This is a genomic window from Stenotrophomonas lacuserhaii (assembly GCF_014836545.1).
Lineage (GTDB): Bacteria > Pseudomonadota > Gammaproteobacteria > Xanthomonadales > Xanthomonadaceae > Stenotrophomonas > Stenotrophomonas lacuserhaii.
In genome coordinates this window covers 41616-63515 of sequence record NZ_JACSQS010000008.1, presented here as the reverse complement: position 1 = coordinate 63515, position 21900 = coordinate 41616, and the positions used below count along the sequence as shown (strand labels likewise).

Below are 21900 nucleotides of genomic sequence, written 5' to 3'. Positions count from 1 at the left end.
AGCCGTTATTGGGGAGTAGCCGCTCATGGATATCGCCGAGCTGTTGGCGTTTTCCGTAAAAAACAAAGCATCCGACCTGCACCTGTCCGCAGGCCTGCCGCCGATGATCCGCGTGGATGGTGACGTCCGCCGCATCAACATCCCGGCACTGGACCACAAGCAGGTGCATGCGCTTGTCTACGACATCATGTCGGACAAGCAGCGTCGCGATTACGAAGAGTTTCTCGAGGTCGATTTCTCGTTCGAGATCCCGTCGCTCGCGCGCTTCCGTGTCAATGCCTTCAACCAGAACCGCGGCGCCGGTGCGGTGTTCCGTACCATTCCCTCCGAAGTGCTGACGCTGGAGGACCTGGCCTGCCCGCCGCTGTTCCGCGAGGTGATCCAGCAGCCGCAGGGCCTGATCCTGGTGACCGGCCCGACCGGTTCCGGCAAGTCGACCACGCTGGCGGCGATGATCGATTACATCAACAAGAACGAGTACGGGCACATCCTCACCGTCGAGGACCCGATCGAGTTCGTGCACACCTCGCAGAAGTGCCTGATCAACCAGCGTGAAGTGCACCGTGACACGCACGGCTTCAACGAAGCGCTGCGTTCGGCCCTGCGTGAAGATCCGGACATCATCCTGGTCGGCGAACTTCGCGATCTTGAGACCATCCGCCTGGCGCTGACCGCGGCGGAAACCGGCCACCTGGTGTTCGGCACGCTGCACACCAGTTCGGCGGCCAAGACCATCGACCGCATCATCGACGTGTTCCCGGCTGGGGAAAAGCCGATGGTGCGCTCGATGCTGTCCGAGTCGCTGCGCGCGGTTATCTCGCAGGCCCTGTTGAAGAAAGTGGGTGGCGGTCGTACCGCGGCCTGGGAAATCATGGTCGGCACCCCGGCCATCCGCAACCTGATCCGCGAGGACAAGGTGGCGCAGATGTATTCGGCCATCCAGACCGGCCAGCAGCACGGCATGATGACCCTGGACCAGCACCTGCAGGACCTGGTCAAGCGCAGCCTGATCACGCGCAACCAGGCCAAAGAGTACGCCAAGGACAAGCGCCTGTTCGAGTAAGGCAGGCGACGGCGGGCGGCGCGCGTCGGCTCGGCGCGCACCGCGGGCCGCCGTGCCGAGCCCCCGTCCCGTTTCCTGGAGTCTGCCGTGAACAGTGCCGCCACCAACACCATCGATTTCACTTCCTTCCTCAAGCTGATGGCGCACCAGCGCGCCTCGGACCTGTTCATCACCGCAGGCATGCCGCCGGCGATCAAGGTCAACGGCAAGATCTCGCCGATCACCCAGACCCCGCTGACGCCGCAGCAGAGCCGCGACCTGGTGCTGAACGTGATGACGCCGGCGCAGCGCGAGGAATTCGAAAAGACCCACGAGTGCAACTTCGCCATCGGCCTGTCCGGTGTCGGTCGCTTCCGTGTGAGCTGTTTCTACCAGCGCAACCAGGTCGGCATGGTGCTGCGCCGGATCGAAACGCGCATTCCCACCGTGGATGAGCTGGCGCTGCCGCCGATCATCAAGACGCTGGCGATGACCAAGCGCGGCATCATCCTGTTCGTCGGCGCGACCGGTACCGGCAAGTCGACTTCGCTTGCGGCGATGATCGGCTACCGCAACCACAATTCGACCGGGCACATCATCACCATCGAGGATCCGATCGAGTTCGTGCACCGCCATGAGGGCTGCATCATCACCCAGCGCGAAGTCGGCATCGATACCGACAGCTGGGAAGCGGCGCTGAAGAACACCCTGCGCCAGGCGCCGGACGTGATCATGATCGGCGAGGTGCGTACCCGCGAAGGCATGGACCATGCCATCGCCTTCGCCGAAACCGGCCACCTGGTGCTGTGCACGCTGCATGCGAACAACGCCAACCAGGCGATGGACCGCATCATCAACTTCTTCCCCGAAGACCGGCGCAACCAGTTGCTGATGGATCTGTCACTGAACATCAAGGGCGTGGTCGCGCAGCAGCTGATTCCTTCGCCCGATGGCCGTTCGCGCAAGGTGGCGATGGAGATCATGCTGGGCACTCCTCTGGTGCAGGATTACATCCGCGAAGGTGAGATCCACAAGCTGAAGGAAGTGATGAAGGAGTCCACCCAGCTGGGCATGAAGACCTTCGACCAGAGCCTGTTCGAGCTGTACCAGGCGGGCGAGATCAGCTACGAGGACGCGCTGCGCTATGCGGATTCGCAGAACGAGGTGCGCCTGAAGATCAAGCTGAGCCAGGGCGGCGATGCCCGCACGCTGGCGCAGGGCCTGGACGGCGTGGAAATCTCGGAAGTCCGCTGAGCCCGGACGGGTGGATGCGGACGGGTAGGTGCGGACCTTGGTCCGCACGCGCGCAGCGCGGCTTCCCCCCGCGCCGGCCAAAAATCAACGACAGAAGTCATTGGATGAAATGTATTCTGCTGGCCGCGTTCCTGTTCTGTAGCGCCACCGCCGCCAACGCGACGGCGCCCACACCCGCAGGCTGCACGAGCCCGGAAAAACGCGGCTGGTACATTGCGTTCCCGGCTGACGATGGCTCCGATGCCGCCATGCAGCGAGATGTCCGGCTCTTTTCGTACGAGCACACGATGAAGGGCCTTGGTGAACCTTCACTGCGTTGTGGCGACGTGCCTGCGCAGGCCTATCGTTTCACCTGGGATCCTTCCTTCTGGCCCACCGTAAGCGTGCGCGCATGGAAGGATGCACAGGGCACCGCCTGGGTTTCGTCCACTTCCCTGCAGCTGATGAGCGCGCCTGATGCGAAGGGGCCGCCGGAGCGTTCAAAGTGCCCGGCAGCGCGCGCCTTGAAGCGGGCCGAGTGGTCGCGGATCGAGGCGGTTTTCAGCGCCCTGCAATCCACACCTGAAGCGGATCCAGGGATGGGCGGGTTGGACGGTGAAAGCTGGTCGCTGGAATCCCGTGTCGATGGCCAGCAGCGACTGGTCGAACGCTGGCGACCCGAGGATCCTGCGGTCAGACAGGCCGGGGCCACGATGATGCGACTGGGTGGGTGTGAGATCCATCGCAGGCTGTAGCGCGCCCGCCGGGCATGGGCCGGCGCTACCGCCACCCCATCAGTCGTGAGCAGGATTCATCACGGCCAGCGCGCCGGGTACTCCAATGCAGGACAGGGCACGGCGTAACGTGGGCTTTCCCCCCCTTGGTTCCGGCAGTGCCGGAAGGAGCATCCCTCATGCAAACCCGTGAACTTGGCCGCAGCGGCCTGCGCGTTTCCGCGCTTGGCCTGGGCTGCATGGGGCTCAGCTTTGGCTATGGGCCGGCGACTGATCGTGCTGCGGCCACGGCCCTGCTGCATGCGGCGGTGGAGCAGGGCGTGACCTTCTTCGATACTGCTGAGGCCTATGGCCCATTCGACAACGAAGTGCTGCTGGGCGAGGCGCTGGCGCCGTATCGGAAGAAACTGGTCATCGCCACCAAGTTTGGTTTCAAGGACGGCCGCGCCAATGCGGGGCTGGACAGCCGGCCCGAGCGTATACGCGCGGTGGCCGAGGCCAGCCTGAAGCGCCTGGGTACCGATCACATCGATCTGTTTTACCAGCATCGGGTGGATCCGAACGTACCGATCGAAGACGTAGCCGGGACCGTGGGCGAGTTGATCGCCGAGGGCAAGGTGCGGCATTTCGGCCTGTCCGAAGCCAGTGCGGCAACCGTGCGCCGCGCGCATGCGGTGCAGCCGGTGGCGGCAGTCCAGAGTGAGTACTCCTTGTGGTGGCGGCAGCCGGAAGACGAGCTGCTGCCGGTGCTGGAAGAACTGGGCATCGGCTTCGTGCCGTTCAGTCCGCTGGGCAAAGGCTTTCTGACCGGTGCGATCAGCGCCGGTACTACCTTCGACAGCACGGACTTCCGTAATTTGGTACCGCGTTTTGCCGTCGAAGCGCGTGCGGCCAACCAGGCGCTGGTGGAGCGCATCGGTGTGATTGCCGCTGACAAGGGTGCGACGCCGGCGCAGGTGGCGTTGGCCTGGTTGCTGGCGCAGGCACCGTGGATCGTACCGATTCCGGGAACGACCAAGCTGTCGAGGCTGCAGGAGAACCTGGGTGCGGCGTCGTTGGTGCTGGATGCCACGGCACTGGGTCGGATCGATGCGGCGCTTGCCGAGATCGCGATCGTGGGCGAGCGTTACAATGCGCAGGGCGCCAAGCTGGTCGGGCGGTAACTGATGCCGGTAGTGACGGCCGCTGGCCGTCAATCAGGATGCCCGGCTCCGCGCAGCGCATCGAGGACGATGCGCAGGGCGACCGAGGCCTGGCGACGCGATGGGTAGTAGGCGTAGTACCCATCAAAATCCGGGCACCAGTCTTCCAGCACCGACAGCAGCCGGCCGCTGTCGACCGCCTGCTGGGCAAGGTCGCACGGCAGCCACGCCAGGCCGCCGTCGGCCAGTGCCGCCCGCAACATCAATGCACTGTTGTTGAAGGTCCACTGACCGCTGACGCGGACGTTGATTTCCTCGCCACCACGCGCGAACTCCCAAGGCATCAGCCCACCGTGGGTTGGCAGGCGCAGGTTGATGCAGTTGTGCGTGGCCAGGTCCTGCGGATGCGTCGGGATGACGTGGTGGCGGAAGTAGGCCGGCGATCCCGCCACGCACATGCGCAGCGGTGGGCTGATCTGCACGGCGATCATGTCCCGGGCGACCTGGTCGCCCAGGCGGATGCCGATGTCGTGGCGCTGGGCGACGATGTCGGCCAGCCCGTAATCCACGGTCAGCTCCACTTTCAGGTCCGGATACTGCTGCAGCACGCGTGCCAGGCGTGGCCAGACCACGTGCTCGGCGGCGTGGCCGGCGGCACTGATGCGGATGGTGCCGGCTGGACGATCGCGGTATTCGGCCAGTGCGGCCAGCTCGTCTTCAATCTCGGCCAGGCGCGGTGACAGGGTATCCAGCAGTCGCTGGCCGGCCTCGGTGGTGGAAACGCTGCGCGTGGTGCGGGTCAGCAGGCGCACCCCCAGCCGCTGTTCCAAGGCACGCAGGGTGTGGCTGAGCGCTGACTGGGATACTCCCAGTTGCGCAGCGGCGCGGGTGAAGCTGCCTTCGCGGGCGACGTGGACGAAGGCTTGCAGGTCGTTGAGGTTTTCACGGGGCATGGCCTGCATCATGGCCCGGCCCACCGCCGGCAGCAATCGATTGATGAGCGGTGTTTCTGGATGCATCCACGCGGCACGGTGCACTATTCCTGCGGACGCGGCGTAGGCTGGTCACCTACCCGAAGCGAGGAGACGCCTGATGTCCCTGTTACTGACCGCGATGATGGCCATGGCCACCCCTGCCGGCGAGTCTTCCGCCATCACCGTCACAGCGCCTGGCAGCACGCCGTCCGCCGCCGGCCCCGCCAGCTATTTCACCGGTACGGTGCGCATCGACGCGCCGTTCCAGGGCAGCGCACCGGCGCGCGTCGGTGGGGCGACGGTGACCTTCGAACCCGGTGCCCGCACGGCCTGGCATACCCATCCGCTGGGGCAGACGTTGATCGTCACCGCCGGCACCGGCTGGGTGCAGGAGTGGGGCAAACCACGGCAGGCCCTGCGTACCGGCGATATCGTGTGGATTCCGCCCGGCGTGAAGCACTGGCATGGCGCGCAGGCGGACGTGGCGATGAGCCATATCGCCATCGCCGAGGCGGTCGATGGCAGCCCGGTGACCTGGTTGGAACAGGTGAGCGAGGCGCAGTACGGAGAACGGTAGTGACGGCCGCTGGCCGTCATGGCGTCATGCGGACGACCCTCATTCCATCCCGAGTTTCTTCAGCTTGTAGCGCAGCGCGCGGAAGGTGATGCCGAGCTGCGCGGCGGTGCGGGTCTTGTTCCAGCGGTTCTCTTCCAGCGCGCGCTGGATGGCGGTGCGCTCCATCTGTTCGATGTAGGAGGGCAGGGCGGCATTGCCTGCCGGCAGGTCGACGACCGCTTCCACCGGCGGTGCGGCGTTGCTGCCACCATTGCGGCCATTGGTCTGCGGCAGGCGCAGGTCAGCCGCGCCGATGCTGTCTCCCTCGGCCAACGCCAGTGCCCGCTCCAGGATGTTTTCAAGTTCGCGCACGTTGCCGGGGAAGCCGTACACAGCGAGCGCTTCCAGTGCCGACGGCGCCAGCAGCGGCACGGCGCAGCCGTGGGTGCGTGCCAGCCGTGCCAGGATCGCAGCTGCCAGTTCGGGCAGGTCTTCATGGCGCTCGCGCAGCGGCGGAACGCGCAGTTCGATCACGTTGATGCGGTAGTACAGGTCGTGTCGGAAGCGGCCTTCGTCCACCAGCTCGGACAAGTCCTTGTGGGTAGCCGACAGGATCCGCACGTCCACCGCGATTTCCGCGGAAGCACCGACCGGCCGGACTGATTTTTCCTGGATGGCGCGCAGCAGTTTGACCTGCATCTGCAGCGGCAGTTCGGCCACCTCGTCCAGGAACAGGGTGCCGCCGTGTGCTGCCTGGAACAGGCCGGGTTTGTCGGCGTGGGCGCCGGTGAAGCTGCCCTTCTTGTGGCCGAAGAACTCGCTTTCCATCAGCTCCGACGGAATGGCACCGCAGTTGACCGGAATGAACGGGCCCGCCGCGCGCGCGCCCTGCTCGTGGATGGTGCGCGCGACCAGTTCCTTGCCCACCCCCGATTCGCCAAGGATGTACACCGGGGCCTGGCTGCGTGCCACCTTGCCCAGCGTGCTGCGCAGGGTATCCATCGCCGGTGAGCCGCCGAGCAGGCGTCCTTGCTGTTCGGCCGGGGCGGCCGCGGGTGGCCGTTCGGTGTTGTTGAGTTCCAGCGCGTGCTTGACCAGTCCGCGCAGCACGGAGATGTCCACCGGCTTGCTGACGAAATCGAACGCGCCGGCCTTCAGCGCCTCCACGGCCAGGTCCATGCTGCCGAAGGCGGTGATCATCGCTACCGGCGTGCGCGGGTAGTGCTGGGCGATCTCGGTGACCAGTTCGATGCCGTTGCCATCGGGCAGCCGCATATCGGTGATGCAGAGATCGTACGGATTGCTGGCCAGCAGCTCGCGTGCTTCGGCGAGATTGGCGGCGGTGTTGATACGCAGGCCCATCCGGCCCAGGGTCAGCACCAGCAGTTCGCGGATGTCGCGCTCGTCATCGACGACCAGTGCGCTACGGGTTTCGTTCATGGTTGAGAAGATAGCGGAGGGGGGCGATGCCGACAAATGTTTGACGCACGGTGCAGGCCGTCATCCTGACGACAGGGTATGCGGGGCGGGCAGGATGATGCGGAAACAGGCGCCGCCTGCGGGCACGGGAACGTATTCCAGGCGTGCCTGGTTGGCGCGGCACAGCTCGCGGGCGATGTACAGGCCCAGCCCGGTGCCGTGCTCGGACGTGGTGAAGAAGGGATTGAACAACTGTGCGGCGACAGCGTCGGGAATGCCGGGACCGCGATCCATCACATCGATCACCGGGCTGCCTTCCAGCCGTGCCAAGCGTAGCCGTACGCGCGCCGGTTGTTCGCCGATGCGGCCATATTTCAGCGCGTTGTGGACCAGCGCGGTCAGCACCTGGTGCAGGTGGCGTGGATCGACCATCGCGGCGACCGAGGTCTCTGAGATGATGGATTCCACGCTGTCCGTTTCCAGCGACAGGCCCTGCTTGTACTCCAGCACGAAGCGGCGGATCAGCGCGGCCAGGTCCACGTTCTCCGGGTTGGCGCGCTCGCGGCGGGCAAGGCCCAGCACGCTTTCCACGATGCCATTGGTGCGCTGGCACTGCTGGTGGATGATCTGCAGCAGGCGGCGGTCGCCCTCGCTGAAGTTGGCGTCTTCTTCTTCCAGCAGCTGCACCGCGTAATTGATCGCCGCCAGCGGATTGCGGATCTCATGGGCCAAGCTGGCAGAGAAACGACCGAGCGCGGACAGGGTCAGCGATTCGGCCCGCTTGGACACCACGCTGGAGTCATCCAGGAACACCAGGGTGAGGTCACTGCCGGCCAGCAGGCGGGCGAATCGCGGCTGGACTTCGGGCTGGTCCGGGGACAGCATCAGCGGCGTCTCTTCCTGGTTCCCGCCGGTGCGCCAGCGGTGCAGCCGGCGCGCCAGTTCAGGCGCTGTGCGGGTCAGGCCCGGCCGCTCACCGCCGCTGCCGCCTTCGTGGTCACCGAGCAGCGCCGATGCGGCTTCGTTGACCAGGGTGATGCGGTTCTGGCCGTCCACCACCATCACCCCGGTGCGCATGCGGCGGATGATCAGCTCATTGATCTGGTAGAGGTTGGCTACTTCGTCGCCGCGCTGGTTGGCCAGCTGCTGGCTGTGGCGGGCGCGGTTGGCGACCTGCGAGCTGATGAACGCCAGCGCCAGGTAGCTGGTGGTGAACATGGCCAGTTCGGCCAGCGTACGGGTGGGGGCGCCGCCTTCCAGCAGCTTCCACAGATACTCGGCGACGGTGGCCACGCTGGCCCCCACAGCCAGCCCCAGCGCCATCGGGAACGGCAGCATGGTCGCGGCGGCGGCGATGTTGAACAGCAGCGACATCGAGATGCCGGCACTGGCCCCGGGCAGGGCATGGGCCAGCAGCGAAGCGGCGACGATGTCCAGGCTGACGCCTACCAGCACGAACTGCCGCAGCCAGCGCTCGCTGCGCCCCAGCAGCAGCATCAGCACCGAGAACAGCCAGTAGCCACCGGACACGTAAGCGGCCAGTTCGGGGTGGTCGGCCTGCCCCAGCAGGTCGGCCATCGGGCTGAACATCAGCCCGGCGATCGCGGTGGCGATCAGCAGCCGGTACAGGGCAAAGAAATACAGTTCGCGTCGAGGAATGGACTCGATGCGGTCGATCAAGGATGTGGTCGGTGCCACGCCAAAACTCCCCTTCTGGCTTGCGTGCAGTATAGGCATGGATGGGCGCCTGGCCGGCCGATCACTGCGCAACGAACGCCCGCACATGCCGTGGGCGGCGGCAGGGCAATCCCGGGGGGTGTCACAAATAACTGAAAAACCAGCAAAATCCGGCGCCATGCGGCGCGTCATCCCGCTGTCTTTGCGCCACGCGCCGGGGTCAGCCACAATAGCGGGCCCGCCGCGGTCCGTGCCGGTGCCCGTGAGGGAGCCTTGGAGGAGATGCGTGCGGTCGTTCCTATTCCCACGGTGACGCATGAATTTCCACGAATACCAGTCAAAACAACTGCTTGCCGAGTACGGCATTCCCGTCCCGGCCGGCAAGGTCGCGGCTACCCCGGACGAAGCAGTCGCAGCAGCGACCTCGCTGGGCCAGGGCCCCTGGATGGTCAAGGCGCAGATCCATGCTGGCGGTCGCGGCAAGGCAGGCGGCGTCAAGTTCTGCAAGACCACCGACGATGTGAAGGCCGCTGCGGCCAAGATGCTCGGCACCAAGATGGCTACCTACCAGACCGCTGGCGTCGAGCTGCCGGTCAACCTGGTGCTGGTGACCACCGCCGGTGAGATCGTCAAGGAACTGTACCTGTCGGTCCTCGTCGACCGCGGCACCAAGACCATCACCTACATCGCTTCTTCGGAAGGCGGCGTGGAAATCGAGCAGGTCGCTGCCGAAACCCCGGAGCTGATCCATTCGCTCAACGTCGACTTCGTTGAAGGCGTGCAGGGTTACCACGGCCGTGATTTCGGCTTCAAGCTCGGCCTGACCGCCAAGCAGGCCGGCCAGTTCGCCAGCATCATGGTCAACCTGTACAAGCTGTTCAACGAAAAGGACCTGGCGCTGGTTGAAATCAACCCGCTGGCGATCCTGGACGATGGCAACCTGTACGCGCTGGACGGCAAGTTCGACAGCGATGACAACGCCGCGTTCCGTCAGAAGGCGCTGGTTGCGATGCGCGACAAGACCCAGGAAGACGAAACCGAAGTGACCGCTTCGGAGCTGGACATCAACTACGTCACCATGGACGGCAACATCGGCTGCATGGTCAACGGCGCAGGCCTGGCCATGGCCACCATGGACGTGATCAAGCTCAACGGCGGCGAGCCGGCGAACTTCCTGGACGTGGGCGGCGGTGCCAACAAGCAGCGCGTCATCGAAGCGTTCAAGCTGATCCTGTCCTCGGACAAGGTCGAAGGCATCTTCGTTAACATCTTCGGCGGCATCGTCCGCTGCGACATGATCGCCGAAGGCATCATCGCCGCGGTCAAGGAAGTGGGCGTCAAGGTTCCGGTCGTGGTGCGCCTGGAAGGCACCAACGTGGAAGAAGGCAAGCAGCTGCTGCGTGACAGCGGCATGGCCATCATCCCGGCTGACAACATCAACGACGGCGCCAAGAAGGTCGTTGAAGCTGTCAAGAACGCCGCCTGATCCGACACCGAAGGAAATCCAATGTCAGTTTTGATCAACAAGAACACCAAGGTGATCGTGCAGGGCTTCACCGGCCAGCAGGGCACCTTCCACGCCACTCAGATGATCGAGTACGGCACCCAGGTTGTTGGCGGCGTGACCCCCGGCAAGGGCGGCACCACCCACATCGACCTGCCGGTCTTCAACACCGTGGCCGACGCCGTGCAGAGCACCGGCGCCAATGCCTCGGTGATCTACGTGCCGCCGCCGTATGCCGCTGATGCGATCCTGGAAGCCGCTGCTGCCGGCATCAAGGTCATCGTGTGCATCACCGAAGGCATCCCGGTGCTGGACATGCTGCGCGTCAAGAACGTGCTGACCCGCGCCCATGCGGACACCGTGCTGATCGGGCCGAACTGCCCGGGCGTCATCACTCCGGGCGAATGCAAGATCGGCATCATGCCGGGCCACATCCACAAGCCGGGCAAGATCGGCATCGTGTCCCGTTCGGGCACGCTGACCTATGAAGCGGTCAAGCAGACCACGGAAGTAGGCCTGGGCCAGTCGACCTGCATCGGCATCGGTGGTGACCCGATCAACGGCCTGAACTTCGTCGACTGCCTGAAGCTGTTCAACGAAGATCCGCAGACCGAAGGCATCATCATGGTCGGCGAAATCGGCGGTGACGCCGAAGAAGCCGGTGCCGAGTACATCAAGCAGTTCGTGAAGAAGCCGGTGGTCGGCTTCATCGCCGGCGCATCGGCTCCGGCCGGCAAGCGCATGGGCCACGCCGGTGCGATCGCATCGGGCGGCAAGGGCACCGCGGAAGGCAAGTTCGCCGCCATGGAAGCGGCCGGTGTTGTCACCGTCCGTTCGCCGGGCGACCTCGGCGCTGCCATCGCCAAGCTGGTGAAATAAGACCGCAGCCGCGCAGCGGCTACGTGTCTGTAGAGCCGGCCGCTGGCCGGCTGTTGCAGGGTTGAGCAGAAAGCCGCCTCCGGGCGGCTTTCTGCGTTTGGGCGCGGCGCTACAATGGCGGCATGGCAACCACAGGCTGGAATCCCTAATGGCTTCGATCCGCATCGCGATGGCGCAGTTTGATTTCCCGGTCGGCGCAGTCGCCGCCAATACCGACCGGATCATCGAGATGATCGAGCAGGCGCGCGACGACCACGGCGCCGACCTGGTACTGTTCCCCGAACTGGCCGTCAGCGGCTATCCGCCGGAAGACCTGCTGCTGCGGCCGGGTTTCCTGCAGCATTGCGAACAGGCAATGCAGCGCATCGCGCTGGCCTGTACCGGCATCACCGCCGTGGTCGGCTGGCCCGAACCGGCCGGCGCAGTGGTCTACAACGCGGCCAGCGTGCTGCGTGATGGCATCGTGGAAAAAACCTACCGCAAGCGCGAGCTGCCCAACTATGCGGTGTTCGACGAGCGCCGTTACTTCGATATCGACCCGGACGGCCCGAGCTGCGTGTTCGACGTCAACGGCGTGCCGGTAGGCGTACTGATCTGCGAGGACCTGTGGTTCGCCGAACCGTTGGCCGACACCGTGCGCAATGGCGCGCAGCTGGTCGTGGTCCCCAATGCATCGCCGTATGAGCGTGGCAAGCATGCGCAGCGCGATGCGGTGCTGGCCGCGCGGACGCGCGAAAGCGGGGCCGCCATCGCCTACCTCAACGTGGTCGGTGGCCAGGACGCGCTGGTGTTCGATGGCGCGTCGGTGGTGGCCGACGCCGACGGCACCGTGCACCCGGCCGCAGCGGCCTTCGCCGAACAGTGGCTGGTGGTGGAGTACGAAAGCCAGGCCCGGCGCTTCATGCCGCTGCAGTGGATGGACGACGGCGATGAGAGCATGGACGCGCTGGCATGGCGCGCGGTCACCCGCGGCCTGCAGGACTACTGCAGCAAGAACGGGTTCCAGAAAGTCTGGCTGGGCTTGTCCGGTGGCATCGATTCGGCGCTGGTGCTGGCGATGGCCGTGGATGCACTGGGGGCGGAGAACGTGACCGCCGTGCGGCTGCCTTCGCGTTACACCGCCGGACTGTCCAACGACCTGGCCAGCGAACAATGCGAGGCGCTCGGCGTGAAGCTCGAAGAAATCTCCATCGAGCCCGCGTTCAAGGGCCTGATGGAGGCGCTCGGGCCGATGTTCGAAGGCACCACGCCGGACATCACCGAAGAGAACCTTCAGAGCCGCAGCCGCGGGGTGATCCTGATGGCGCTGGCCAACAAGTTCGGTGGCCTGCTGCTGACCACGGGCAACAAGAGCGAGTACGCGGTGGGTTACGCGACCATCTACGGTGACATGTGCGGCGGATACGCACCGCTGAAGGACCTGTACAAGACCGAGGTGTTCGGGCTGGCCAAGTGGCGCAACACCGTGGGCGGCGCACCGGTCATTCCGCCGGCGGTGATCAGCCGGCCGCCGTCGGCCGAACTGCGTGAGAACCAGACCGACCAGGATTCGCTGCCGGCCTACGACGTGCTGGACGGCATCCTGTACCGCTTCGTGGACCAGGAACAATCGCGCGAGGAAATCATCGCCGCCGGTTATGCCACCGAGGTGGTGGAGCGTGTGCTGCGGCTGGTACGCATCAGCGAATGGAAGCGCCACCAGGCCGCGCCAGGCCCGAAGGTCTCGCGCCGTGCATTCGGGCGGGAGCGACGCTATCCGATCACCAACGGATACCAGGGCTGAAGGGCGCGAACCCCTGAGAGCAGTGCTCTGAGCGAAATCTGCATGCAGCCAACTGTGATAGCGGCAATCTTGGTAGCCCCGATCAGCAGGAGTGCATTGCATGAATCTGAATCCCACCCTGCCCGTGCAGGCGACAGTCAACGCCATGAGCGCAGCCCCCGCGCGACGGCGCTGTCCAGCCCCCCACGCCGGGTCACTGCCGGGCCGTTTGATGCAGGTGTCCAACGCCGCGGGGTCCTTTGCGCTGCGGTGCCTGAAGGCGGCATGTCGTGAGCCGGGAAGGGCCCTCACCTTGCTGGCGGCGATGCTGGCCGGCCTGCGCCCGGTCGGCCCGGTGGGTGTTGCCGATGCATCCGCTTCGACCGCGGGTGACCAATGGGAACAGATAGGCCGCCACATCGGTGCCGAGGCAGCGCTGTGCATGCGCACGCGCCATCTGGCGGGTATCGTTCCGGCCGCTACCGAGGCGCACTGCATGGGACAGATCGCGTTCAATCGTGCGATGGAGATCCCGTTCGATCCGGATCAGTTCCGCGAGGTAGGGCGTGAGGCGCCTGACCTCGATTCCGAAGCCGGCCAGTATGTCGCCCTGGTCGAGCGTGGCATGCATGCTTCGGTGACGATGGTGAAGCCCACGCCGGTAACGCAGAACATCGAGGATGCGGCCCGCCTCGCCAATGGGCTGCCTGCGGTCCAGCATCGGATCAAACACGCCGCAGGCCGCATCATCAGGGACTGCAACGTTGACGAGCGCGTGGACAATGATGCGCTGGGTCAGCCAGGAGTGTTCATCCGGGCGGACCTGGACCTGGTCCTGCAGGAAGCGTGCAGCGAAGAGATATTGGCTCCCCCGACCACCATGGAGCTGCGGCGCGCCAATGCCGCGTTGTATTACCAGTCTGACCGCGTGAAGGACGAGCGCGCCTTCCTTGTCGGGCAGCATCGCATCCATGCAGGCCAGGCGTCCGCATCGGCAGAGAGGGCCTTCGAAGCGAAGGTCGTCGATCTGATCGCCGAGCGCACCGGGATCTGAGTTCCAGGCGCGCGCCGCCTGAGCGGCGCAGCCTGCACTTTCCAGCAGCACGCATGTGCAACCCAGGAGCAACCAGATGAGACTTGCCGAGATGTTCGTCGCCGGCCTTGGCGCCATGGCCGGACTGCAGGGCCGAAGCGCCCAGCGGGCCAGCCAGCCTTCAGTCGACTCCAGATTGATGCATCTGCCCATTGCCGATATCTGCAACCACGGCGCCCACTGGATGGTGCCGAACGGTGCCGGCCGCCAGCTGCAGGATGCGCCCATCGGCTTGGCGGACGTGGAGGTCGCATTCGAGAATTGCCTGTATCGCATCTCGTCTCGTGGCCTGCCGGAGCAGCGCAGGACCGCGTTGTGCCTGCTCGAGCTGGCAGGCGATGCCTGCGCCGACGGTGACGATGTGTGGTGCGTCGATGCACTGAGGCGATCAGCGATGGAGGTGATCCCAGAAGCGGGCAGGAGGCTTGCCGCTTCCTTCGAGCCCGGCGCGTTGCCCAGGGCGACCTATCGCTCGCTGGACCAGCTGCGCAAGGACGTGCATGCCGAGTTCAGCGGAAAGAGCACGTATCAGGATGCCATGTTGGCGCTGGAGATCGAATTGGTCGACCGCACTGGACTGGGCCTGGAGGGACTGACCTCGCCGCTGACCGTGGCCGATCTGATGCAGGTACTGGGCGAAAAGGACAGCGGTGAAGTGGTGGGCGCCACCACGATGGATCGCTTCGACTGGGTTGCCAAAGACGAGGGGCTCAAGCTGGGCGAGCTGCTGAGGTCCATCGGACAGGAGACGATCAACGCCCGGCCCGAGGATTACCCGGAAGATCTTGGCGCCGAGCTGGCGAACTGGCTGGGCCGGAACTTCCCCGATGATCCTGCCGTGCCGCTCACCCCGCACCAGCGGCGGCATGTGCTACGCCTGTTGGTGGACCACATCAATGCACGTATCCCCCAGCGCAGCAGCAACGCGGAAGCAACCGACTGACTGCGGAAACGGAGCGGCCCGCCACAGAAAAAAGCCCCGCAGCAGAACTGCGGGGCTTTCAGTTTTTCAGCGATGCGTGAGGCGATTACTTGCGGTTCATCGTCGCATTGCGCATGCCAGTCGTGGCCGACTTCTCACCCGCGAACGGGTTGAGCTTGCGGATCATCCACGGGTAGTTCGGCCAGTCGTTCTGCAGCCACGGGTGGTCCGGGGCGTTGAGCTCCAGCACACGGCGGGCGTCACCGGCCAGCGTTTCATTGCCGGCGCGGGTATAGGCCTCGGCCAGCACCGCCACCGCATCGTACTGGTAGGCACTCTGCGGGTAGGTTTCCAGCAGGTAGTTGGCACGGCCGGCGGCCGCCAGCCACGCCTCCCGGCGCAGGTAGTACAGCGCGTTGTCCAGCTCGTGCTGGGCGAACACGTCACGCAGTTCGGTCATCCGGCGGCGCGCATCTTCGGCGTAGCGGCTGTTCGGGTAGCGGTCGATGACGATGTTGAAATCGGCATAGGCCTGGCGCGGCGTGGACAGGTCGCGGCGGCTGGCGTCCAGCGACCATACGCGGCGCAGGAAAACCGTATCGCGGTTGCTGTTGGACAGGCCACGCAGGTAGTACATGTACGCCACATTGCGATGGGTAGGGTAGGTCCGGATGAAGCGGTCGATGCTGGACACCGCATCGTCGTGCTTGCCGGCCTTGAACTGGGCGTAGGCGGTTTCGATCATCGCCTGTTCGGTGTACGGGCCGTACGGATACTGGGCCACCAGGCGGCGGAAGCTGGTTTCCGCGCCGCTCCAGTTGCCGCCTTCCATCAGGCCGTGGGCCTTCTGGTACAACGTCTCGACCGGCTGGCCTTCATCGGGGTTGTCCCCCTTGGTGCCACGGTTGCAACCAGTGGCGGCGATCACCAGGACCAGCAGCAGGGCGGTCAGGCGGACGGGCGCAAAGAGCGGGGAAGAGCGTCGGATCATGGTGTCAAGGCGGGACGCGGCTGGAATACGAAGGGTCGATGATAGCCTAGTGTCCTGTCCCGCGACTGAAACCTGTCCACGGGACCCCCAATTTCGTCTCCAAAAGTTGCCGCCATGTCCGAATCTGCTGCTGAACAGGCCCGCCAGGCCGTTGTCCCCGATACCGCCGCCGGCCGTCGTTTCGACGCGGTGCTGGCCGAACTGTTCCCCGAATACTCCCGTTCCAAGCTGACCGAGTGGATCAAATCCGGCGACGTGCTGCTGGACGGGGTGACCGTGCGCGGCCGTGACCCGGTGCGCGGCGGTGAGGTCGCCACGCTCAATGCGGTGCTGGAAACCCAGACCCATGCCGAGCCGGAGGACATCCCGCTGGACGTCCTGTTCGAAGACGAACACCTGCTGGTGATCAACAAGCCGGTGGGCCTGGTGGTGCACCCGGGCGCCGGCAATTCCAGCGGCACCCTGGTCAACGCGCTGCTGTTCCGCGATCCGTCGGTGTCGGCGCTGCCGCGCGCGGGCATCGTGCACCGGCTGGACAAGGACACCAGCGGTGTCATGGTGATCGCCCGCACCATCCAGGCACAGACCGCGCTGGTGGAACAGCTGTCCGCACGCCAGGTGCATCGCCAGTACCTGGCGGTGGTGGTCGGTGCGCTGGTGGCCGGCGGTACCGCGGATGCGCCGATCGACCGCCATCCGCGCGACCGCCTGAAGATGGGGGTGCGCGAAGACGGCAAGGAAGCGATCACCCATTACCGCCTGCGCGAGCGCTTCCGTGCCCATACGGCGCTTGAGTGCCGGCTGGAAACTGGCCGTACGCACCAGATCCGCGTGCACATGGCGCACCTGCGCCACGCGATCGTCGGGGACCAGCTGTACGGCGGCGCGCTGAAGCTGCCCAAGGGCGCCAGCGATGAGCTGGTCGCCGCGCTGCGTGGCTTCAAGCGCCAGGCCCTGCATGCCGAAACGCTGGAGTTCGTGCACCCCATCACCGGCGAGATGGTGCGCAACACCGCGCCGGCGCCGGCCGACATGCTGCAGCTGTTGAAAGCCCTGCGCGAAGACAGCGAGCTGTTCGCCGAGCGCGAGCGCGGCCGCGACCGCCGCTGATGGACGGCGCGCTGCCCCTGCTGATGCCGCAGTGGCCTGCCCCGGCCGGGGTGCGCGCGCTGACCACGCGCCGGCATGGGGCGGGGGTGTCGTTGCCGCCGTTCGACCAGTTCAACCTGGGCAACCGGCATGCCGCCGATGGCGACCAGCCGGCCCACGTGGAGCGCAACCGCGCGCTGCTGCACGTCGGCCTGGCCTTGCCTTCGCCGGCGCATTGGCTGCGCCAGGTACATGGCACCACCGTGTTGCGGTTCGACGCAGCGCCGGTGGCCGGTGCGAGTGAGCCGGTGGCCGATGCCGCGGTGACCTCGGTGCCCGGTGTGGTGCTGGCGATCCTGACCGCGGACTGCCTGCCGGTGGTGCTGGCCGCACGCGATGGCAGCGAGGTGGGGGCCGCGCATGCGGGCTGGCGTGGGCTGGCCGATGGCATGCTGGAAGCGACCGTGGCGGCGATGCACACACCGCCGTCCGGGCTGCTGGCCTGGCTGGGGCCGGCAGCCGGACCGTCCGATTATGAGATCGGCGAAGAGGTCCACCATGCCTTCGTGGGTCATGACCCTGCCGCAGCGGCTGCCTTCGTGGTGACGCGTCCGGGCCACTGGAAAGTGGACCTGTACGCGCTGGCGCGGATGCGCCTGCAGGTGGCGGGGGTGGGTGCCGCTGACGTCCATGGCGGCACGTACTCGACGATGGCCGACCCGGACCTGTTCTCGCACCGCCGCGACCGCCGTACCGGACGCATGGCGACCTTGGCCTGGATCGGGTAGCGCCGGCATGTGTTTCGGCCGAGCGTATCCGCCAACGGCCCGCTGCGCTCGCCGACCATGCGTCGGCGCGACCGCGATGTCAGGCCTCCAGGGACTGCAGGAAGGTCTGCCGCCAGTGGTTGATGTCGTAGCGGCGCAGGTGGTCCATCATCGCGTTCCAGCGCTCCTGGCGGCGCTTGAGCGGCATGGTGGCCGCGGTGGCGATGGCATCGGCCACGCCGTCCAGGTCGTGCGGATTGACCAGCAGCGCCTGCTTCATCTCATCGGCCGCACCGGCCAGCAGTGACAGCACCAGCACGCCGGGGTTGTCCGGGTCCTGCGACGCTACGTATTCCTTGGCGACCAGGTTCATGCCGTCACGCAGCGGTGTCACCAGGCCCACGGCGGCGGCACGGTAGAAGCCGGTCAGCGTGGCGTGGGTGAAGTTCTGGTTGACGTAACGCAGCGGTGTCCAGTCCGGTGCCGCATGGCCGCCGTTGATGTGCCCGGCGATCTGCTCCAGCTGGCTGCGCAGGTCGCGGTATTCGGTGACGTCGCCGCGCGATACCGGGGCGATCTGCAGATAGGTCAGGCTGCCATGCTGGTCGGCATGCCGTTCCAGATAGCGCTCGAAGCCCTTGAAGCGCTCCGGCAGGCCCTTGGAGTAATCCAGCCGGTCCACGCCGATCGCCAGTTGGCGGTCACGCAGGCTGTTGCGCAGATCCTTCACCGCCGGCTTGTTGGCTGCGGCTTTGGCCTGCTGGGCGATGCGTTCGGTGTCGATGCCGATCGGGAAGGCAGCCGCGCGGAAAGTACGGCCGTCCGGAGCCTCCAGCTTGCCATCACCCAGCACGCGGCCGCCGCCGAACAAGCGCAGGTAGGTCTGGAAGCGGTCCGCATCGCGCTGGGTCTGGAAGCCGACCAGATCGCAGGCGTACAGCGCGGAGAACAGTCGCAGGTGGTCGGGCATGGCCTGCAGCAGATCGGCCGAGGGCAGCGGGACGTGCAGGAAGAAGCCGATCCGGCAGCCGATGCCGCGTTCGCGCAGCATCGCCGCCAGCGGGATCAGGTGGTAGTCGTGGATCCAGACGATGTCGTCTTCGCGCAGCAGCGGCGCCAGCTTGCTGGCGAACAGCTCGTTGACCCGGTGGTAGGTTTCGCGGGTGCCGCGATCGTAGTCCACCAGGTCCAGGCGGAAGTGCAGCAGTGGCCACAACGTGCGGTTGGCGAAGCCGTTGTAATAGCCGTCCACGTCACGCTTGTTGAGGTCCATGGTGACATAGCGGATATCGCCGTCGACCTGCTCATGCAGCGCACCGCTGCTGTCCTTCACCGACTTGCCGCTCCAGCCGAACCACAGGCCGCCGCGCTCCTTCAGCGCGGCCAGCAGGCCCACTGCCAGGCCTCCCGGACGGGTATCGCCGGGAATGGCGACGCGGTTGGAAACGACGACCAGACGACTCATGAAGCCTCCTGCCAGGAACGCGAAAGACGCATCGCGGCGGTGATCAGGCCGACGTGCGAATAGGTCTGCGGGAAGTTGCCCCAGGCCTCGCCGTTTTCGAAGGAAAGATCTTCCGAAAGCAGGCCCAGGTGGTTGCGCCGCGACAGCAGCACCTCGAACATCGCGCGGGCTTCTTCCATGCGACCGATCGCCGCCAGCGCGTCGATGTACCAGAAGGTGCAGATGGTGAAGCTGGTTTCCGGCTCGCCGAAGTCGTCGGGTGCGACGTAGCGGTACAGCGCGTCGCCGTGCTTGAGGTCGCGGCCGATGGCCTCCACCGTGGTGATGAAGCGCGCATCCATGGGTTCGATGAACCCGATGTCGGCCAGCAGCAGCAGCGAAGCATCCAGGCGGTGCCCACCGAAGGCATCGGTGAAATGGCCAAGCTCCTCGTTCCACGACTCCTTCATGATGCGCTGGTGGATGGTGTCGGCGCGCTCGCGCCAGTAGAACGCGCGGTCGTCCAGCTTCAGGCGTACGGCGATCTTGCACAGGCGGTCACAGGCGGCCCAGCACATTGCGGCGGTGTAGGTATGTACTTCGGTGCGGCCGCGGAATTCCCACAGACCAGCATCGGGGACGTCGTGCAGCAGGTAGGCCTGCTCGCCCAGCGGCTCCAGCCGCGCGAACGCGTGTGCGTCGCCGGGGTCCTGCAGGCGGCGGTCGAAGAACAGCTGGGTGGAGGCCAGCACCACGCTGCCGTAGACATCGTGCTGGCGCTGCACCCAGGCCAGGTTGCCGCGGCGCACCGGCCCCATGCCACGATAGCCGGACAACGAGGGCACCTCGTGCTCGTCCAGGGTGGCCTCGAAGCCGATGCCGTACAGCGGCTGAAGGGTGCCGTCGGCGGTGGCCAGGTTGAAGATGTAGCCGAGGAACTGCTCCATCGTGCGGGTGGCGCCGAGGCGGTTGAGCGAGCGCACCACGAAGGCCGCGTCACGCAGCCAGCAGTAGCGGTAATCCCAGTTGCGGATGCTGCCCGGCGCCTCAGGGATGGAGGTGGTCATCGCCGCGATGATCGCGCCGCTGTCTTCGTACTGGCACAGCTTCAGGGTGATCGCACTGCGGATCACCGCCTCCTGCCATTCCAGCGGGATGGACAGGTAGCGCACCCACTCGCGCCAGTAATCGCGCGTGCGCTGGAAGGACTCCTGCACGTAGCCGCTCAGCGAGCGGTTGAGTGATTCATCCACGCCCAGCACCAGGTGCACCGGGTGGTTGAGCACGAACGGCAGGCCGTCGCGCACGAAGCGGATCGGCACGTCGGTGGTCAGGCGCAGTACGTGGTCGGGCAGTACCCAGCGCACGTGGTTGCTGCCCCAGGTGGAGTCGGGCACGCGCTGGCCCCAGTCGGCCAGCGGACGCGCCAGTACGCGGATGCGTGGGCTGCCGGCGATCGGGCGCACTTGGCGGATCAGGCTGACCGGGCGGTAGAAGCGGTCGTTCTGGCGCCAGCGTGGAGCGAAATCAATGATCTCCAGCGCGCCGCCGTGGCTGTCGCGCAGCACGGTGCGCAGGATCGCGGTGTTGCTGAGGTATTCCTGCTCGGTGCTGGCCAGGTCCTCCAGTTCGATGGCGAAATCGCCGCCTTCCTGCTGGTTCGGACTGAGCAGCGCGCAGAAGGTGGGGTCGCCGTCGAAGGTGGGCAGGCAGCTCCATACAACGCGCGCCTGGCGGTCGATCAACGCGCCGAAACTGCCGTTGCCGACGACACCGAGGTTCAGATCAGGTTGGGACATGGGCGAAGCTTCTCGTCTGCGGCCGTGGGGGCCGGCCTACCACGCATTCTCACGCAACCATGCGTGCACGCTGCGTATGTCCGACAACTGGAAGACCGCCACGCTGGGCTCGCGTTCACCGACCAGCACGCTCCAGCCATGCAGCCCGTTGGAGGCTTCGAAGCCGTGTTCGTCGGTCAGATCATCGCCGATGAACACCGGCAGGCGACCGCGGAAGGGCAGATACTGCATCATCCGGCGGACCGCGCGTCCCTTGTCGCTGCCGACCGGGACGAACTCGACGACGTGGTCGCCCGGCTGCAGTCGATAGCCGGCATTGCCGCGGATGTGGCGGTTGGCGAAGGCGCGGACGTCGCTGGCGGCGTGCGGCGCACCGCGCCAGTGCAGGGCCATGCTGGGGCCTTTGTCTTCGACCAGCACGCCAGGATGGCCGTGGGCGAAGCGCATCGCCTGCTGGTGCAGGGCATGCAGCCATTCGGTGGTGCTTTCGTCCTCGGCGCTGTCGTGCAGCGCGCCGCCGGCGTCACGCAGTTGGTGGCCATGCAGGCCGGCGGCAGGCAGGTGAAGGGGAGCGAAGAGGGCATCGAGCTGTTCCAGCGGGCGACCGCTGACCAGCGCCACGGCGCCTTCCAGACGGTCGCTGATGCGGCCGATGGCCTCACGCACTTCAGGCAGCAGGGTGACCGCATCGGGGCGGTCGGCGAACTCGATCAGGGTGCCATCCACGTCGAGGAACAATGCGCAGGCATCGTCCAGCAACGGCGGTGGCGGACGAAGGGGGAGGTCGTTTGCCATGCCCGGCACGATGCCAGCGCAGGCGTGAGCATGGGGTCATCGCAGGGGCGAGTGACCCGGTCGGTGAGTCGGGGGGGG

At 66.1% G+C, this 21900-nt stretch carries 19 protein-coding genes; 12 read left to right on the top strand and 7 right to left on the bottom strand.

From position 1 onward, the window contains the following. Positions 1 to 25: 25 nt before the first annotated feature. From H9654_RS09435 to H9654_RS09420, 4 genes are all read left to right on the top strand, one after another. Positions 26 to 1063, top strand: a complete 1038-nt coding sequence (locus H9654_RS09435; protein WP_042613426.1) for a type IV pilus twitching motility protein PilT — start codon at positions 26 to 28, stop codon at positions 1061 to 1063. Positions 1064 to 1150: 87 nt separating this feature from the next. Further along, the gene (locus H9654_RS09430) at positions 1151 to 2296 is read left to right on the top strand and encodes a PilT/PilU family type 4a pilus ATPase (RefSeq protein ID WP_080335115.1); all 1146 of its coding nucleotides are present in this window, start codon (positions 1151 to 1153) and stop codon (positions 2294 to 2296) included. A 104-nt stretch (positions 2297 to 2400) separates the two neighbouring features. Then, entirely contained in the window at positions 2401 to 3030 is a 630-nt protein-coding gene (locus H9654_RS09425; protein ID WP_191770629.1) for a hypothetical protein, read from the top strand. Positions 3031 to 3188: 158 nt separating this feature from the next. Further along, on the top strand, positions 3189 to 4172 hold the full coding sequence (locus tag H9654_RS09420) for an aldo/keto reductase (RefSeq protein WP_191770628.1): 984 nt from the start codon (positions 3189 to 3191) through the stop codon (positions 4170 to 4172). A gap of 29 nt (positions 4173 to 4201) precedes the next feature. On the opposite strand, the gene H9654_RS09415 is transcribed toward H9654_RS09420, so the two are convergent. After that, positions 4202 to 5104, bottom strand: a complete 903-nt coding sequence (locus tag H9654_RS09415) for a LysR family transcriptional regulator (RefSeq protein WP_191770627.1) — start codon at positions 5102 to 5104, stop codon at positions 4202 to 4204. A 139-nt stretch (positions 5105 to 5243) separates the two neighbouring features. On the opposite strand from H9654_RS09415, the gene H9654_RS09410 reads away from it, so the two are divergent. Then, on the top strand, positions 5244 to 5702 hold the full coding sequence (locus tag H9654_RS09410; RefSeq protein WP_191770626.1) for a (R)-mandelonitrile lyase: 459 nt from the start codon (positions 5244 to 5246) through the stop codon (positions 5700 to 5702). A 39-nt stretch (positions 5703 to 5741) separates the two neighbouring features. On the opposite strand, the gene H9654_RS09405 is transcribed toward H9654_RS09410, so the two are convergent. Further along, positions 5742 to 7121, bottom strand: coding sequence for a sigma-54-dependent transcriptional regulator (locus H9654_RS09405; protein ID WP_191770625.1), 1380 nt, complete (start codon positions 7119 to 7121; stop codon positions 5742 to 5744). A 60-nt stretch (positions 7122 to 7181) separates the two neighbouring features. Next, the gene (locus tag H9654_RS09400; protein WP_101098802.1) at positions 7182 to 8798 is read right to left on the bottom strand and encodes a sensor histidine kinase; all 1617 of its coding nucleotides are present in this window, start codon (positions 8796 to 8798) and stop codon (positions 7182 to 7184) included. Positions 8799 to 9093: 295 nt separating this feature from the next. Here H9654_RS09400 and sucC point away from each other — a divergent pair, with 295 nt between their 5' ends. From sucC to H9654_RS09375, 5 genes are all read left to right on the top strand, one after another. Next, positions 9094 to 10263 carry an ADP-forming succinate--CoA ligase subunit beta gene (gene sucC / locus H9654_RS09395; protein WP_057506903.1) on the top strand — a complete coding sequence of 390 codons (1170 nt, stop codon included), beginning with the start codon at positions 9094 to 9096 and terminating at the stop codon, positions 10261 to 10263. A 21-nt stretch (positions 10264 to 10284) separates the two neighbouring features. Beyond that, positions 10285 to 11160: a succinate--CoA ligase subunit alpha gene (gene sucD / locus H9654_RS09390; RefSeq protein ID WP_042613433.1), complete on the top strand. Its 876-nt coding sequence runs from the start codon at positions 10285 to 10287 to the stop codon at positions 11158 to 11160. A gap of 148 nt (positions 11161 to 11308) precedes the next feature. Further along, entirely contained in the window at positions 11309 to 12943 is a 1635-nt protein-coding gene (locus H9654_RS09385) for an NAD+ synthase (RefSeq protein WP_191770624.1), read from the top strand. A 100-nt stretch (positions 12944 to 13043) separates the two neighbouring features. After that, complete coding sequence (locus tag H9654_RS09380) at positions 13044 to 13976, top strand: hypothetical protein (RefSeq protein ID WP_191770623.1); 933 nt, start codon at positions 13044 to 13046, stop codon at positions 13974 to 13976. Between the two features lie 91 nt (positions 13977 to 14067). After that, complete coding sequence (locus tag H9654_RS09375; RefSeq protein WP_191770622.1) at positions 14068 to 14958, top strand: hypothetical protein; 891 nt, start codon at positions 14068 to 14070, stop codon at positions 14956 to 14958. A gap of 85 nt (positions 14959 to 15043) precedes the next feature. On the opposite strand, the gene H9654_RS09370 is transcribed toward H9654_RS09375, so the two are convergent. Beyond that, positions 15044 to 15928: an outer membrane protein assembly factor BamD gene (locus tag H9654_RS09370; RefSeq protein WP_191770621.1), complete on the bottom strand. Its 885-nt coding sequence runs from the start codon at positions 15926 to 15928 to the stop codon at positions 15044 to 15046. Between the two features lie 114 nt (positions 15929 to 16042). Between H9654_RS09370 and rluD the strand changes: the two genes are divergently transcribed. Beyond that, on the top strand, positions 16043 to 17038 hold the full coding sequence (gene rluD / locus H9654_RS09365) for a 23S rRNA pseudouridine(1911/1915/1917) synthase RluD (protein ID WP_191770620.1): 996 nt from the start codon (positions 16043 to 16045) through the stop codon (positions 17036 to 17038). Next, positions 17038 to 17805, top strand: a complete 768-nt coding sequence (gene pgeF, locus H9654_RS09360) for a peptidoglycan editing factor PgeF (RefSeq protein WP_191770619.1) — start codon at positions 17038 to 17040, stop codon at positions 17803 to 17805. The genes rluD and pgeF overlap by 1 nt, the downstream gene beginning before the upstream one ends. Positions 17806 to 17884: 79 nt before the next feature. Here the strand turns inward: pgeF and otsA are convergent, their stop codons facing one another. Genes otsA through otsB form a run of 3 tightly spaced genes read right to left on the bottom strand, consistent with a single transcriptional unit; the run spans position 17885 to position 21822 of the window. Further along, positions 17885 to 19249: an alpha,alpha-trehalose-phosphate synthase (UDP-forming) gene (otsA, locus tag H9654_RS09355; RefSeq protein ID WP_191770618.1), complete on the bottom strand. Its 1365-nt coding sequence runs from the start codon at positions 19247 to 19249 to the stop codon at positions 17885 to 17887. After that, positions 19246 to 21027, bottom strand: a complete 1782-nt coding sequence (locus H9654_RS09350; protein WP_191770617.1) for a glycoside hydrolase family 15 protein — start codon at positions 21025 to 21027, stop codon at positions 19246 to 19248. The genes otsA and H9654_RS09350 overlap by 4 nt, the downstream gene beginning before the upstream one ends. A 36-nt stretch (positions 21028 to 21063) precedes the next feature. Further along, on the bottom strand, positions 21064 to 21822 hold the full coding sequence (gene otsB / locus H9654_RS09345; protein WP_182656884.1) for a trehalose-phosphatase: 759 nt from the start codon (positions 21820 to 21822) through the stop codon (positions 21064 to 21066). Positions 21823 to 21900: the final 78 nt, after the last annotated feature.

Bases quoted from the DNA above. Each gene is read 5' to 3' on its own strand.
- H9654_RS09435 (WP_042613426.1), top strand. From the start codon at position 26: ATGGATATCGCCGAGCTGTTGGCGTTTTCCGTAAAAAACAAAGCATCC.
- H9654_RS09425 (WP_191770629.1), top strand. From the start codon at position 2,401: ATGAAATGTATTCTGCTGGCCGCGTTCCTGTTCTGTAGCGCCACCGCC.
- H9654_RS09420 (WP_191770628.1), top strand. From the start codon at position 3,189: ATGCAAACCCGTGAACTTGGCCGCAGCGGCCTGCGCGTTTCCGCGCTT.
- H9654_RS09415 (WP_191770627.1), bottom strand. From the start codon at position 5,104: ATGCCCCGTGAAAACCTCAACGACCTGCAAGCCTTCGTCCACGTCGCC.
- H9654_RS09410 (WP_191770626.1), top strand. From the start codon at position 5,244: ATGTCCCTGTTACTGACCGCGATGATGGCCATGGCCACCCCTGCCGGC.
- H9654_RS09405 (WP_191770625.1), bottom strand. From the start codon at position 7,121: ATGAACGAAACCCGTAGCGCACTGGTCGTCGATGACGAGCGCGACATC.
- sucC (WP_057506903.1), top strand. From the start codon at position 9,094: ATGAATTTCCACGAATACCAGTCAAAACAACTGCTTGCCGAGTACGGC.
- sucD (WP_042613433.1), top strand. From the start codon at position 10,285: ATGTCAGTTTTGATCAACAAGAACACCAAGGTGATCGTGCAGGGCTTC.
- H9654_RS09385 (WP_191770624.1), top strand. From the start codon at position 11,309: ATGGCTTCGATCCGCATCGCGATGGCGCAGTTTGATTTCCCGGTCGGC.
- H9654_RS09380 (WP_191770623.1), top strand. From the start codon at position 13,044: ATGAATCTGAATCCCACCCTGCCCGTGCAGGCGACAGTCAACGCCATG.
- H9654_RS09375 (WP_191770622.1), top strand. From the start codon at position 14,068: ATGTTCGTCGCCGGCCTTGGCGCCATGGCCGGACTGCAGGGCCGAAGC.
- H9654_RS09370 (WP_191770621.1), bottom strand. From the start codon at position 15,928: ATGATCCGACGCTCTTCCCCGCTCTTTGCGCCCGTCCGCCTGACCGCC.
- rluD (WP_191770620.1), top strand. From the start codon at position 16,043: ATGTCCGAATCTGCTGCTGAACAGGCCCGCCAGGCCGTTGTCCCCGAT.
- pgeF (WP_191770619.1), top strand. From the start codon at position 17,038: ATGGACGGCGCGCTGCCCCTGCTGATGCCGCAGTGGCCTGCCCCGGCC.
- otsA (WP_191770618.1), bottom strand. From the start codon at position 19,249: ATGAGTCGTCTGGTCGTCGTTTCCAACCGCGTCGCCATTCCCGGCGAT.
- H9654_RS09350 (WP_191770617.1), bottom strand. From the start codon at position 21,027: ATGTCCCAACCTGATCTGAACCTCGGTGTCGTCGGCAACGGCAGTTTC.
- otsB (WP_182656884.1), bottom strand. From the start codon at position 21,822: ATGGCAAACGACCTCCCCCTTCGTCCGCCACCGCCGTTGCTGGACGAT.